Here is a 14,385-nt window from a genome sequence, read left to right on the forward strand (position 1 = left end):
GCAGCTCTAGTAATTTAGAATGAATGTTTAAAAGAGAATAATGAGAGGTTATTACCATCATCATATTGGTAACTATATACGAACGCGCTTGTGCTATTTAATTGATAACCAAGTTCTGCCGTGTAATCCCAATCTCTAAGTTTCGATTGATTACCATTCTTTTCTTTTACTTTACCTAAGCTGTATGTGTATTCTGGTGCGAATCCTACCCACATGCTAGGGTTTAGGTTGTAAGTCATATCAAGTGATGCACTCGTGTAGTAAACACTGCTGCTCATCTGTTGATGCTTAAAGTTGCCAATTGTTACTTGAGGTACAACAGAAAACTGTTCGTTAACCATATTGGTCTTGTAGAGGCTGAAACTATAGTCATTCGCGCGCAAATTATCTGATTGGAAGTTGGCATCATGTTCATACTCAAAAACAAGCCCTAAGCCATCGCTTCGTTGAAAGTCAAATCCCAATTCGTGGTTATCAAAATTGTCGTCACTGCTATATGAGCTCAGCAAACTCCAATCGTTGTTTAGTGATTTGGCGTATTGAAGGCCAATATCAAAATCGTTGCTGCCGTAACCGATGTCAAATCCTGAATAATGTTGTTTAGAATCAGAGAAATTAACATTGGTATTTGCAAGTACTAAAGGTGAAGCAACAAGTGATGCAATTAATAGAGATGTTTTAGTCAGTTTCATAAATATAAATCCAAGTCATGTTTGTTTATGCCGCTATTTTATTTACAGACTGGGGAGTAGACTATGAATTACAGCGATTCATATTTGCTAAACGTGTAGACATAAAAAAGCCTCAACCCAAATGGGTGAGGCTAAAAATTGGGGAGCTTGCTTACTTATAAGAGCTCGTGGATTTCAAGAACGATTTCTTGAATCCCGAGAGTGAAAAACGGCACTCCATAGATAATTAATAGAAACTCCTACGTTGTGGTGGCATAGACCGTCGAATCACAGTAAAAAAGCGTGCGCTAAAGACAGAACACTGAAGAACGAAACAGCGTCGGTTAAGGTGGTCAGCATTGGGCTTGATAGCATGGCAGGGTCGAAGTTGAGCCGCTTTAGAAGCAGGGGTAATGTCCCGCCGAAAACGACGGCAAGAGTGGAAGACAGTGTGTAAGCGATGGCGATAAGCAATGGCAATCCTGAGTGTTCTCCGCCAAGTGTGAACAGCGTAAGCAGAGCCAAAACACCACCAATTAGTATTCCATTTATCGCGCCGATTGGAATCTCTTTCACGACGACATACAGCAGATCTCTGACTGAGATCTGCCCAATGGATAATTCACGTATCGACACCGCAACGGATTGATTCCCTGCCGCTCCAGAAAGATTGGCGACAAGCGGCAGTACTGCCGCTAATACTGCAATTTTTTCTATAATGGGTTCGTAGATGGCAATGATCGAAATCGCGGCATAACTTAAAGCAACAGAAGGCAGTAAAAAGGCAAGTCGGCGTAGGTTACGTTTAAGTACTGGCATGGTGCGAGACTCATCGCCCCCAAATACGCCGGATTGTTCAAGCATTTGCTGCTTAGAGCGTTGGTATAAAGCTTCATTGAGATGCTTAAAACCAATGATGCCTATTTGAAAGCCTTGTTCATCAACGATGGGAATGACGGGGTGTAAAGTGGTATCCAGTGTGCTTTTAATCGTATTGAGATCGGCCTCAGGGCTGATGACGGGCACCGTTTTATCTATATGTTCTTTCAGAAGTGCCCCGCGTGGTAATAGCAGTACATCACGGATTTTCAGCCCGCCCAAATAGCCACCTTCACTGTTATGCAAGTAAACGTAGCGCCACTCTAGTCGATCTAACCTGTGCTCTTCTGCGTTTAATATTGCACTCAAACTGTCGGTGGTAGCGTCTGCTGCCAATTTGAGAACTTCACTTTTACAAATCCCTCCAGCAGAATCTTGCGGGTAGAGCAGAGCTGCATGCTCTTCGTCTTTCCATGCAGAGGGTAGGGCTTGTTTGAGTTTTTTTTGTAGGCCGGCTGGCAGTTCATTGAGGAGCAGCCGGCGGTCTGCGGAATGCAAATATTGAAATAGCACTATGGTGTTGCTTTCAGATAGTTGGCTGAACAGCCATAAAAGCTCGGGATCAGATAAGTGATCAAGTAAGTTGGCAGCAAGACTCGGGTTTACTTCGCTTAGTAGAGTCCAGGTGGCGATACGTTGCTGGTCAGAGAGCTTCCTTAATACTGATGGCAATTCGACGGGCTTAGCCTCTAAAAGCGTTTGATTCAGTCGCCTAGCCTTTCTTAGAGTTATACACTCCAGTATTCTTAGGTGCAGATTTTCCGCTTCTTCCGATGAAAAAGATAATGTAATTAATGTCATACGTTAAACCTTTGACAATAAGTGAGAATACGATTGAAGCGATTTTATTCGGACGTTTGTAGTTGTCGCCTTTTGGTCGCAAGCCGAACAAATAGGGCGATAAATGCGGTGACCATCAGGAAGAAACTGCCCATTAAGAACCACTTTGTAATCAACTCTTGATATTGAGAGACGAACGGGTGTCGCATGACCCACTTTCCTACCAACAGCAAACTGAAGACCCAGGTAATTGAGCTAGTGAAGCTAACAATAATCGTCCTTATTGTGCTGAGTTGTGCAATGCCCATCAACATAGGGGTCAGTACGCGAACAAATGGGACAAACCGCGAAACGAATAGGGACAAAAATCCGAACCGGTTTAATAGTTTTTTGGCCTTGGGTAACGATTCATCTGGCAGTGTTTGTTCTGCTTTACGCATGAACGGAGTATTGTGCAGCCAGCGTCCTTGAAGATACGCAATGATACTGCCCAAAAACGAGGCACAGGTTAGAAGCATTAGAGCGCTTGAAAAGTCAATCGCGCCCAAACCGACCATGCCGCCGACAAACAGAACTAGACCGTCACCGGGTAATGGCAAGAAAACAAAACTCGACTCGAGAAAAAGCACGACACCAAGCAAAAGTAATAAAACGTGCAGTGAGTTCAGTTGAAGTAAGGCATCAAAGTCTTGCAGCCAGATCGCGGAAATAATCTCTTGCATGGTAACTCCAGGTTAACGTGGGCTCTGGCTGTTGATAGCCAGAGCCCACAATGGGTTTTAATCAAACATCAAGATGATGTAGGCAAAGAACAGAATGAGATGGGTTGCACCGTTGAGCGAGTTGGTTCTCCCGCTACTAAAGCTCACGCTTGTCATCAATAGCGTTGCGCCTAATAACACCATTTCTGCAGGGGCGAGGCCGAGTTGGATGGGCTCGTTCATTACTCCTGAAATCAACAGAACAGCGGGAACGGTTAGGGCAATAGTGGCGAGAACTGATCCAAAGAACAGATTCATCGCGCGCTGCAATTGATTGGTCACGGCGGCTTTAACAGCACCAACCGCTTCGGGTGCGAGAATAATCAAGGCAACAATCAAACCACCTAGAGCGGCAGGCGCCCCCATTTCCGTGATGCCATCGTTAATTGGAATCGCGAGGCTTTTCGCTAACAAAATCACCACCATCAAATAGCTCACCAGCATAATCGTGTGGAATACATTGCTATGCAGAGGGCCATGATGTTCGTGGTGATCTTCATTATCGCCATCAATGAAGTAGTCGGTATGGCTGCGTGTTTGAATGAACAAGAAAACCGCATACAAGGCGATCGAAGCCAGCACTAATGTCCAAGTTAGGCTGGTCGACATGTTACCGAGCGAGTCCATACTGGTGAAGTTAGGCAGTACTAGGCACAGTAACGAAAGTGGAATAATGGCGACCAGATAAGCTTTTATTCCATCGAGGTTGTAGCTTTGGGTATGGTACTTCATACCACCGATTAATAAGGTGATACCGACAAAGCCATTGAGCACTGCCATCACGACAGCAAACATGGTGTCACGTGCTAGGAAAGGGTTTGATTCTCCTGTCAGCATTACGGACGAGACCATGATGACTTCCAGTAAGACTACGGAGAGCGTCAATATGAGCGTTCCGTATGGGTCGCCAAGTTTTATCGCCAAGGCATCTGAGTGACGAACAACGGAAAAAATGGCGCTCATTACCGCATAAAACAGTATCGCAGTGATCATAATATAGGCGAATTGAGATAATTCTCCTGTGAGTAAGTTGTCGCCGATCAGTTTAAAAAATAGAACGGCAACAATGCCAAGAGGCAGTTTGTATTCTTGTTTGAGAGCGTTGAGCATGTTGAGCCTTTATTGAGTAACCGAAGGCTCGCTAATGTCCTTTAACGAGAGTAAATCGGGTGAATACTGCAATTTCCTGTGCAGTAGACGGTTCGTTTAAGTCATGTGTCTAACTATGTTGCTAACTTAAGGTGAACCGATGATTCAGACTATGAATTAGAGAAATTCTTTGTTGCTATTAGACGACCGATAGTCGACTAATAGCATTCTAAGTACACCGTCAGCGCAGCCAGAAAAAGCTACGGCATGCTTTCAAGGGATTCAGTTTCTTCTGCTTTATAGTGGATTGGTTTCAAGCCCACACACGTTGGTAGGAGTGTGCCAATCGAGATAGAGGACCACGTCCCACTTAAAATTCCGACACACAGTGCAATGGCGAAACCTTCTAGGGCACTTCCTCCTAACAACCACAACGCTGAGACTGTGACCAAGGTTGTACCTGATGTGACAAGTGTTCGTGACAACGTTGATACGATGGACTGATCGAGAAGGGCATCGGTCTCACCATCTGGCTTCGCACGAAATACCTCACGGATTCGATCTGAAATGATGATCGAGTCATTCAGGGAGTAGCCCATCACTGCCAGCAAAGCGGCCAACACGGTTAGGTTGAATTCAATTTGGGTTACCGCAAAGACCCCTAACACAATGACAATGTCGTAAACCAATGCTGCAATTGAACCGAGCGCCAATCGCCATTCAAATCGATAGCTCAAGTACAGTAAGGTAAGGACAAAACAAGCCAAAATCGCCAAGCCGCCTTGTTCGATCATTTCCAATCCAACCTGAGGACCAATTACGCTGCTGTTGGCAATGTGAAAATGGCTGTCCATGGGCAACAATGCTTTGCTTAGGGCTTCTCGTAAATCGAGGTCTGTATTGTTGAAACGCAATTGCCAATGTCCTTCATCGCCCACTGCCGTTACTTGAACATCTTGACTCAGTGCCATATCGAGGTGAGATTTGAACAGAACTTGTGTGACGTCTGGTTTTGTTTGAATGTCGGCGACGACACCTCCCGTAAAGTCGAGCCCCCAATTGAAACCTCTTATCGCGATTGATGTAATAGAAAGTGTCAGTAGAATCAGAGATATCATCGTCATCAATCGACGTATTTTGGTGACGTTAATTGATTTGGTCATTACAGTTTCACCTCATGTGAGGTGTTTCTTCCCCACAAATAATTGATAAGAATTCGAGACGCAAATACGCCAGTAAATAAGCTAGTCAGTAGGCCTAATCCGAGTGTGATAGCAAAGCCTTGAATTGGACCGTTACCTATCGCATACAGAGCGATGGCGACGATCATAGTGGTGAGGTTGGCATCGAAAATTGAAGAGAATGCACTATCGAAGCCTCGATCTATGGCTTGAGAAAAGTTTCTGCCTTCTCGCATTTTGTCTTTGATGCGTTCGAAGATCAGTACGTTGGTATCGACAGCCATTCCCACGGTTAGTACTAGCCCAGCGATGCCGGGAAGCGTTAGCACTGCACCCGGAATGAGCGCTAATAGGCCAAACAGACACACTAAATTGATAGTCAGTGCTGCATTTGCAACCCAGCCAAGGCGTCGATACCAGCAAGCAATAAACACCAGTGTAAAACCAAGCCCCAAGGCGAGTGCAGCAAAGCCATTTTTGACGTTTTCCGCCCCCAGAGTTGGCCCTATTGTGCGCTCTTCAACAATAGTGACAGGAGCGGTGAGAGAGCCTGCTCTTAATAGCAGGGCAAGGTTTTGAGCGTCAGCCATTGAGCCCACACCAGTGATGCGAAAACGGTTCCCCAGCGTTGACTGAATTGTCGCCACACTGATAACTTCGCTTTGCTCAATGGATTGCCCGGTCTCTGATTGACTGTATTCACTGTAGACTGTCGCCATCAGGTTTCCGATATTGCTGCGCGAGTGATTGGACATTAGCCGGCCACCCGTACGATCAAGAGTGATGTTAACTTCAGGAGTCCCCATTTCTCCTAGGCTGGCGCGTGCATCGATAATATGTTCGCCCCCTAAGATACTGTTTCGATGAAGAATGACAGGTCTACCATCTTGGTCATTGATGGATTTTGTTCGTGCAGTGGGATTAGGTTCCACATGGAAAAACGCTAATGATGCAGTGGCGCCGATAATGTTTTTCGCGGATGTCGGATCTTGCACGCCTGGCAGTTCTATGCGAATTCGATTCTCACCTTGTCGCTGGACTGCGGCTTCCGTGATTCCTAGTTCTTCGATGCGGCCTCGCATCGTTTGAAGGTTTTGTGTCACGGTCAGAGTGCGAATGGCGCGTTTTTCTTCCTCATCCATTGAGATCATTAAGTGCTGACCAGATTGGCGCAGAGTCCAATTTGGATATTGTGTTCTCAAGTGAGTTCGAATATCGCCAAGTATTACTTCGTCATATCGAGCAACCACCACCTCTCCGTCTTCTACACGACCGCGTACACGAAACTCCTGACGCAAGTCGTCGATCACTGATGTCGCGTGAGCATTAAAAACAGGCGCTAGATCGACGTCTAAGAGAAATTGCACACCACCGCGCAGATCTAATCCAAACTTAATAGGTTGAAAGCCTAGCGAGGTTAGCCAAGAAGGAGCAGAAGGTTCTAGTGTGAGGGCAATGGTCTCCGATGGGTGGATGAAATCCGACATCAAAGCTTGTGCGGGGGCTTGTTGTCCGCTTGAAGCAAATGTCACAACCAACCTATTGTTGTTTTCGCTAACACTGTGAACATCAATGCTACTGTCTACAAGATAACGATATACATCATCAGCCTGTGTCGAATGAGTCTGGTTTGAAATGTGCAAAGCTTCACGTTCTCCAAATGCAGAAGGCAGGGCGCTGAGAAGCATCAGTACCACAGACAACACGAGAACGATGATCTTCCATTTCGCCGAATAATTTATGGGTGCGATCGAGCGCTTTAACTTCATATTGATTGCATCTTATTGATTAACGCATACGTAAATAGCATCAAGCTTATTTATTAGATGAGCACCGGTATTCATCATGTATGAGTTGAAACTAAAGGGTTGAAAGGCTTCCGATGGTGATTTCGGTTTTATCGATAAACCTAACTATTGGTTACCGAGCTATCTTAGTTTCTTGGCTCAATAGAGCTATGGGTTAGAGAAATTCATATTTGCTTTGCTCAACTTTTCATATATGAATTTCTCTAATTCCTCGCAGAGATTCGGTTTGTTTAAAACAATCGATTCTGAGTTAATTATTGAGGATAAACCTACGTGGATTGCACAATATATTTAAACGACCGCAAATATAGAATTTGCGATATTGGTGATGGGAGATGCACTCTAGTGCTCAGTTATGCAGAAGGTATAGATTCATTGCATGAGCACTTTAGCCATCAGTTTCTTGAGATAGAAAGAATGATAGTTATCGATATATCAATATGTTGGAGTGGGGAAATTGACACACTGTATGAAAAGGAACGCTGTGAATTGATCGGGGATGTTCGATTATTAACTAACATCTATTGGCTTGATGACTTTGAAATTAAAACCGATAAAGGACAAGCAATATATCTGGGCGATTTTGCTTAGCACCTTCGAACGAATCGCATGACGTAAATTATTTATTCGAATTAATACTATGACTGATTAGCCAAAAATGACTTTCTCTAATTCATCGAACTAATAGTTGAGGTTGGGTGTAATAGTGGCATCGAACGGGTTACCCCCCGAAAGTGTTCCCTTATTTAGAAGAATGACATCATGCGAAAAAAAAACCTAAGTAGTATTCTATTACTTTCTGCTTCATTTGTTGCGGTTGCCGACCAATACAATCTATCTCTTAAGTATGACCCTATTGTTATGGACAATGGAGCTATCACCACAAAACCTGCAGCAATGGTCGATCAACTATGGGATGTAGACACGCAATCAGTCACTAAAATAACAGATGGTGTATACCGTATTGCCGGTTGGGGTATAGGTAACGTTATCGCAGTAGAGGCTCCTGAAGGTTGGATTATTGTCGATACGGGAGACGATTTAAAAGTAGCTCAAGAGCAACGCAAGCAGTTAGAGAAAAAGCTGAATCAAGTAATTGATGTTCGCGCTGTTCTTTATACCCATTCGCATTATGTGTGGGGTACACAGGCGTGGAGCAATGATAAAACCACGGTTTATGCACATGAGTGGATGGAGAAACACCTTTTTGCTGATAATGGCGTTAGTCCTTTAGCTGGAAACTTTTCTACTCGAGCCGCAATTCAATTTGGTCTATTACACCCAGAAAGTGGTCCTGATACTTTTCCAAACAAGCTTGGCTTTACAATTGACAAACTAGTGGGGGAAAAAGGCTACCAATCTCCGACCGTTACTTTTGAGCACAACCAAGTTGAAACCCACACAATTGCTGGGATGGAGGTGATTGTTTTACCTAGCCCTACAGATGTGACAGACAGCGTTGCCTACTACTTCCCAGCGAAAGGCCTTATGGTGACCAATGCCATGAATGCAGGGTCAATTTTTAACCTCTATACTTTGCGCGGAGATCGGTATCGTGACCCTATTCGACTTGTAGATGCTGCAGATTTGGTCCTTTCCTATGACTTTAACTATCACGTTGACATACACGGTGCTGCCAATGTGACGAAAGAAACTGCGGAAAATGCAATTTATGAGTTTCGTGACTCGATGCAACTGATACACGATCAAACAATACGAGCGATAAAGCTTGGAAATGATGCTCAAGGCGCTGCCGAGTTTGTTTATATGCCAGCTAACTTGCGAGTGGATAAAGAAACCTATGGACAAGTTGAAAGTCATGTTAAGCAAGTCTATCACGGTGTTATGGGCTGGAACGGTTGGGATGTGTACGACATCAATCCATTGCCGACACAAGCTTTTGCTCATCAATTCATTGGCAGCTTAGGTGGGATCGAGTTAGCCAATAAAATGGCCAGGCAATCAAATCAGAAACAAACATTGGAAGGGTGGCAGTGGTCGCTATATTTGACTTCACAAATACTTGAAATTGAACCAAATAGCGAAGAGGCCAAACAGTCTCGTGCGGATGCGGCTCGAGCATTAGGGCAACGTACCAGCTCAGCCAACGCTCGCGGATTCTATATTTCTGAAGCATTACTTCATGAAGGGAAGCTTTCATTTGGTGAGCATCAATTGGATAACTATCAAACTCTAACTCAGTTACTTGGAGCCATAACTACTGAAAAGCTAGAGAATTCTCCGATAGAAAGTAATGTCGAGTACATCCGTTATTTGGTGGATCCACGCAAAGCGGAAGGCTTGTCTTCTGAGTTCAACCTAAATATGAGTGATAGTGAACATGCGTTCGGTATTCAGCTTCGAAATGGCATTGTTCAAATTAGTTCTCAATTAAATTCAGGGGTTACCGTTAATCTATCCCACTCTGAGTGGAGTGAAGTGTTATTAGGCGAGACAGAGTTTAAGCAACTAGACGACTCGTTGGCAGACTTTGATACCGCACTGACTATAACCACTCACTAACATAACGCTTTCGTGTTTTTAGATCATTCAATGGTGGCGAATGTTTGAGCCACCATTTTATGTTTACTAATTTTTGGTAAGTCGTTTGAGGATCCGCTTGGAGTGTCCACCAAGCGGATCTGTCGTATCGTAAATTACGCTTGTCACTAGATAGGAGAGGAAACCTCATCGACCAAGTAGAGGATGGATTGATACGGAATACCGCTGTGGTGAGACAAGCCTATTTCACAGGTGCGGCTGTTACTGAATCCGCGTTTGCACTCTGCTGGCACTTGCTCTTTGAGTGGGTGTACGGCTGCTTCATTGAGCTCTGGGGTAGTGAAGCCTTTATCTCCCGCCCAGCCACAACAAGAGATGTGCTCAGGAACAATCACATCAGAAGCACAAGCTTTCGCTAGCGCAAGCATGTCGCTCTCTAATCCCATTCTGCGCGAACTACAAGTAACGTGCAGCATGATGGTTTCTTGTGCAGGTGTGATGGCAAGGCTATCCATTAAGTATTTTGATACAAATCCAGTGGGCTCCAGCACTTCAAGAGGTTTGGTGAATTGCTCAATACTGCGTTTGGCACAAGGGCTGGTGTCCATTAAGATTGGGTATTCTCCCTCGTAGCTTGCTTTCCACAGCGCTGCTTCTAGCTGCGTCGCCTTATCGTGCGCAATGTCATTCATCCCTTTGCTGTCGTAAGGCATCCCACAGCATTGGTCGTTGATCCTTTCAGGGATAATCACTTCAAACCCTGCTTTCTTAATCAAAGATAGCGTGACCTCGGTTAGGCTACGCTGATCGGGAGCATCGGATTGCTGACCCATGGTACGTGAAGCACAAGAAGGGACGTAAACCACTTTCTTGTCTGAGCGCACCAACAGCTCCATCGCTTTTTCAACACTATGTTTGTTTGCTTTTGGCATCTCAGGAAGCCAAGCTGGCGTTTTGTTGTTGCTGAGTTTACGGATCCCATTTGTGATGCCGGATACGCCCGATTCACCAATCACTTTGGTTGCAATGCGGTTGGCCTTCAGTGAAGCACGTGTAAGCGCTGTTGTGGTAGAAAAGTGATCTGCGGTCCACTTGGCTATTGGCGTAAACTTCTGGTACTTCGCGGTTCTTAGCTGTTTGACGAGATCGCCTGTATTGATCCCTACTGGGCACCTTTCAGCGCATAGCCCTGTTGCCGCGCACGTATCTATGCCTTGGTATTCGAAGACCTTTTCAAGCTCGCTTGCCGACGTATCTTCACCCGCAACGCGTCTGCGTTGTAACTCTCGATACAATACAATTCTCTGTCGTGGTGACAGGGTAAGCGTGCGTGATGGACAAACTGGTTCGCAGAAACCACATTCGATACATCGATCTACAATAGAATCTGCAGCCGGCATTGGCTTTAGGTTTTCAATGTGTGAATGAGGGTTGTCATTGATGATAACGCCCGGATTCAAAAGCCCTTGTGGATCAAACAGTGCTTTGATCTTTTGCATCAATTGATAGCCATCTTGGCCCCATTCAAGCTCGACATACGGCGCCATGTTACGCCCTGTGCCATGCTCAGCTTTCAATGAACCTTGATATTTGACTGCAACCAAGTCGGCCACGTCATCCATAAAGTTGCCATAACGATTGATCTCTACTTGCGAATCAAACCCCTGAGTGAAGACAAAGTGCAGGTTGCCTTCCAGAGCATGGCCGAAAATGATGGCTTCGTTATAGTGGTATTTGTCGAATAAGGCTTGCAGGTCGCGTACGCCATTGGCGAGGTTTTCGACCGGAAACGCCACGTCTTCAATGATGACTGTTGTTCCGACTTCGCGAACGGCGCCAACAGCAGGGAACATACCTTTACGGATGCCCCATAAGGTCGCCACTGTTTTAGGGTCGAGTGTAAACGGCACTGATTCTATGATGGTGTAGTCAGAAAGAGACGCCATGATAGACACACATTGAGCATCGATTTCGGTTTGCTCGCTAGCATGGGTTTCGACCAACAGGGCTGCGGCTTCTAAATCGAGTTGTTGAATAAACTCGGGCATGCCTGGCTTATCGGCAACTGATCGAAGCGCGCGGCCATCCATAAGCTCTACAGCAGCGACAGGGGTGCTCGATAGCGTGGTTACTGCACGGCTGGCTTCTTCAATATCGGCAAATACCAGCAGAGAAGAGGCTTTAAAATTATGCTCGATGACGGTGTTGTAAGTGACTTCGGCAATGAAGCCCAATGTGCCTTCAGAACCAATCATTAAGTGCTCTAGTACTGCGATCGGATCGTCGAAATCAACTAACGCGTTGAGTGCATAACCTGTCGTGTTCTTGAGTCGGTACTTATGTCGAATACGTTCGCTCAGTGCTGTATTTGCTTTGGTTTCATTCACCAATTCTGTGAGCCCATCAATGATATCTGGGCGAGTAGAATGAAAAGCTGCAATGCTGTCTTTGCTTGAAGTATCGAGAAATGTCCCATCGCTGAAGACTAACTTCATACTGTCGACGGTTCGATAGGAGTTTTGCGCGGTGCCACAGCACATGCCGCTGGCATTGTTCGCCGCAATACCACCGATTTTACAGGTATTAATAGAAGCGGGGTCAGGGCCGATTTTACGTTTAAATGGCGCTAAGTATTTATTGGCGTCAGCGCCAATTACGCCAGGCTGTAGGACAATTTTCTCACCATCATCAAGAATTTTGTGACCACGCCAATCGTCGGTGAGAGTAATGAGAACCGAATCAGAGACGGCTTGGCCAGATAAACTCGTCCCCGCTGCACGAAACGTAAAGTGTACGTTCATTTCTCGGCAGCACTGAATGGCATAAATCACTTCGTTGAGACTTTTTAAACGCAACACAATACGAGGAACCAAGCGGTAAAAGCTCGCATCGGTGCCATAAGCTAACCGTTTCGCCTGTTGCGTGATGATTCTGCTTGGCTCGATTTCGACCGCAAAGAGTGACTCGAGCTGTTGATAGGTTTGGTCTGTATTTGGAGTGTCTGAGTTGAGTGTCGACATTGAGGCTTCCTACCTGTTTTTCACTGTGTACTAGGGTCTGTTGATCTTTCGAGATGTTTTTTGCAGCACTTTGTGGGAAATTTCTACAAGGCAGAGGCTTTGATGTGTAGCTAGCCTACATGAGAAGCCGATAACGCAGTAGAAATGAACCACAAAGGCTGCCCGAAGGGTTCGGTTAAAATCGTTTTATGCTTTGTTGAAGACTATTTGCTTAGAATGACTAGGCTACACAGTCTTCGCCTCGCCTAAAACGATTTTATCTCGAACAAAACTTAACCACGAAAGATCAACAGACCCTAATGACTGGTTTGTATTTTTTATTTGGTCCAGTACTGCACAAGGTGTCACAGCTAAAGTTAAATTGTTGTGACACCTTTATAAAATACTTAAAAATTGGCGAGTGAGTTTCTATCTAAGTCTTTGATACTTTTAGCACCTGTCAGCGTCATGGCGACTCGCATTTCTTTCTCATACAGGTCGAGAAGGTTTTCAACGCCAGACTGGCCTTGCGCTGCTAACGCGTAGACAAATGAACGTCCGAGTAACGTACAGTCGGCGCCAAGAGCCAGCATTCTGACCACGTCTAAACCGGTACGAATACCTGAATCGACAAAGATTTTTAAATCACCGGTTACTGCATCTGCAATAGTGGGTAGGGCTTTTGCTGTCGAAAGAACCCCGTCCAACTGGCGGCCACCATGATTTGAGACCACGATGCCGTCAGCACCAAAAGTGACCGCATCTTTGGCATCTTGCTCATCTAAAATGCCTTTGATTACCATAGGGCCATCCCAAAAATCCCGAATCCACTCTAAGTCCTTCCAACAAATTGAAGGGTCAAAGTTAGCGCCGAGCCATCCGATGTAGTCTTCTAATTTGGTCGGCTCTCCTCGGTAGGTTGAGATGTTGCCCAAATCGTGTGGTTTACCAAATAAACCCACATCAAAGGCCCAACTTGGGTGGAGCATCGCCTGAAAAACGCGTCTCGCTGCGGCATTTGGCCCACTCATGCCAGAACGCATGTCTCGGTAGCGTGCACCAGGCACAGGCATATCAACGGTAAATACAAGTGTCGTTACGCCAGCCGCTTTGGCACGCTCAAGTACATTCTTCATAAAACCACGGTCTTTAAGGACGTAGAGCTGAAACCACATCGGGCGCTCAATCGCGGGAGCAACTTCTTCTATTGGGCAAACGGAAACGGTCGACATAGTAAATGGCAGCCCTTTATTCGCTGCGGCTTTAGCGGCTTGTACTTCACCTCTTCGTGCATACATGCCCGTTAAACCGACAGGGGCTAAGGCGATTGGCATAGAGAACTGTTCACCAAAAATCTCTGTTTCTAGGCTGAGATCTTCCATGTTGTTGAGCACTCGCTGCTTTAGGGCAATGTCTGCCAGATCTTCAGTGTTCTTTCTCAGCGTATGCTCTCCATATGAACCGCCATCGATGTAGTGAAATAAAAACGGTGGAAGCTTGGCCTTGGCAGCCGCTCGATAATCCGTGGAAGCAGAGATGATCATAATTCAGTCCTAATTGTGTTAGTGGCCTTTCTACGAAGGCTTGTTAAAAATAGGTGCGAATATCTCGGTTAGCTAATGTCGGGTATCTACTGATGTTGAACATCTATTAATGTTCAGAGTAAGTACAGAGCACGATTTGACCAATATGTAGTGCCGATATTGGTCATATCT

10 protein-coding genes are annotated in these 14,385 nt (G+C 45.4%); 2 read left to right on the forward strand and 8 right to left on the reverse strand.

The features are described from left to right. Positions 1 to 14: 14 nt before the first annotated feature. From J4N42_RS17120 to secD, 6 genes are all read right to left on the reverse strand, one after another. A complete protein-coding gene (locus tag J4N42_RS17120) occupies positions 15 to 692 on the reverse strand; it encodes a hypothetical protein (RefSeq protein ID WP_252033743.1) in 678 nt (225 codons plus the stop codon). 267 nt (positions 693 to 959) lie between these two features. Continuing rightward, positions 960 to 2,351 carry a magnesium transporter gene (locus J4N42_RS17125; protein ID WP_252033745.1) on the reverse strand — a complete coding sequence of 464 codons (1,392 nt, stop codon included), beginning with the start codon at positions 2,349 to 2,351 and terminating at the stop codon, positions 960 to 962. 44 nt (positions 2,352 to 2,395) lie between these two features. Further along, the gene (locus J4N42_RS17130) at positions 2,396 to 3,052 is read right to left on the reverse strand and encodes a DedA family protein (protein WP_252033747.1); all 657 of its coding nucleotides are present in this window, start codon (positions 3,050 to 3,052) and stop codon (positions 2,396 to 2,398) included. Between the two features lie 57 nt (positions 3,053 to 3,109). Beyond that, the gene (locus J4N42_RS17135; RefSeq protein WP_252033749.1) at positions 3,110 to 4,201 is read right to left on the reverse strand and encodes a calcium:cation antiporter; all 1,092 of its coding nucleotides are present in this window, start codon (positions 4,199 to 4,201) and stop codon (positions 3,110 to 3,112) included. Between the two features lie 239 nt (positions 4,202 to 4,440). Further along, positions 4,441 to 5,343: a protein translocase subunit SecF gene (secF, locus tag J4N42_RS17140; protein WP_252033751.1), complete on the reverse strand. Its 903-nt coding sequence runs from the start codon at positions 5,341 to 5,343 to the stop codon at positions 4,441 to 4,443. Next, positions 5,343 to 7,130 carry a protein translocase subunit SecD gene (gene secD, locus J4N42_RS17145; protein ID WP_252033752.1) on the reverse strand — a complete coding sequence of 596 codons (1,788 nt, stop codon included), beginning with the start codon at positions 7,128 to 7,130 and terminating at the stop codon, positions 5,343 to 5,345. Before secD ends, secF begins: the two co-directional genes overlap by 1 nt. Positions 7,131 to 7,442: 312 nt before the next feature. Here secD and J4N42_RS17150 point away from each other — a divergent pair, with 312 nt between their 5' ends. Together J4N42_RS17150 and J4N42_RS17155 are read left to right on the forward strand one after the other, a co-directional pair. Continuing rightward, positions 7,443 to 7,760: a hypothetical protein gene (locus J4N42_RS17150; protein ID WP_252033754.1), complete on the forward strand. Its 318-nt coding sequence runs from the start codon at positions 7,443 to 7,445 to the stop codon at positions 7,758 to 7,760. Between the two features lie 171 nt (positions 7,761 to 7,931). Further along, a complete protein-coding gene (locus J4N42_RS17155; protein WP_252033756.1) occupies positions 7,932 to 9,692 on the forward strand; it encodes an alkyl sulfatase dimerization domain-containing protein in 1,761 nt (586 codons plus the stop codon). Positions 9,693 to 9,838: 146 nt separating this feature from the next. Here J4N42_RS17155 and J4N42_RS17160 read toward each other — a convergent pair whose 3' ends face one another. Continuing rightward, complete coding sequence (locus J4N42_RS17160) at positions 9,839 to 12,691, reverse strand: FAD-binding and (Fe-S)-binding domain-containing protein (protein WP_252033758.1); 2,853 nt, start codon at positions 12,689 to 12,691, stop codon at positions 9,839 to 9,841. Positions 12,692 to 13,077: 386 nt separating this feature from the next. Continuing rightward, complete coding sequence (gene lldD / locus J4N42_RS17165) at positions 13,078 to 14,214, reverse strand: FMN-dependent L-lactate dehydrogenase LldD (RefSeq protein WP_252033760.1); 1,137 nt, start codon at positions 14,212 to 14,214, stop codon at positions 13,078 to 13,080. Positions 14,215 to 14,385 lie beyond the last annotated feature (171 nt).

Source organism: Vibrio sp. SCSIO 43135, assembly GCF_023716665.1.
Classification (GTDB): domain Bacteria; phylum Pseudomonadota; class Gammaproteobacteria; order Enterobacterales; family Vibrionaceae; genus Vibrio; species Vibrio paucivorans.

Coding starts and splice junctions, on each gene's coding strand:
- J4N42_RS17120 (WP_252033743.1), bottom strand. CDS start 692: ATGAAACTGACTAAAACATCTCTATTAATTGCATCACTTGTTGCTTCA.
- J4N42_RS17125 (WP_252033745.1), bottom strand. CDS start 2,351: ATGACATTAATTACATTATCTTTTTCATCGGAAGAAGCGGAAAATCTG.
- J4N42_RS17130 (WP_252033747.1), bottom strand. CDS start 3,052: ATGCAAGAGATTATTTCCGCGATCTGGCTGCAAGACTTTGATGCCTTA.
- J4N42_RS17135 (WP_252033749.1), bottom strand. CDS start 4,201: ATGCTCAACGCTCTCAAACAAGAATACAAACTGCCTCTTGGCATTGTT.
- secF (WP_252033751.1), bottom strand. CDS start 5,343: ATGACCAAATCAATTAACGTCACCAAAATACGTCGATTGATGACGATG.
- secD (WP_252033752.1), bottom strand. CDS start 7,130: ATGAAGTTAAAGCGCTCGATCGCACCCATAAATTATTCGGCGAAATGG.
- J4N42_RS17155 (WP_252033756.1), top strand. CDS start 7,932: ATGCGAAAAAAAAACCTAAGTAGTATTCTATTACTTTCTGCTTCATTT.
- J4N42_RS17160 (WP_252033758.1), bottom strand. CDS start 12,691: ATGTCGACACTCAACTCAGACACTCCAAATACAGACCAAACCTATCAA.
- lldD (WP_252033760.1), bottom strand. CDS start 14,214: ATGATCATCTCTGCTTCCACGGATTATCGAGCGGCTGCCAAGGCCAAG.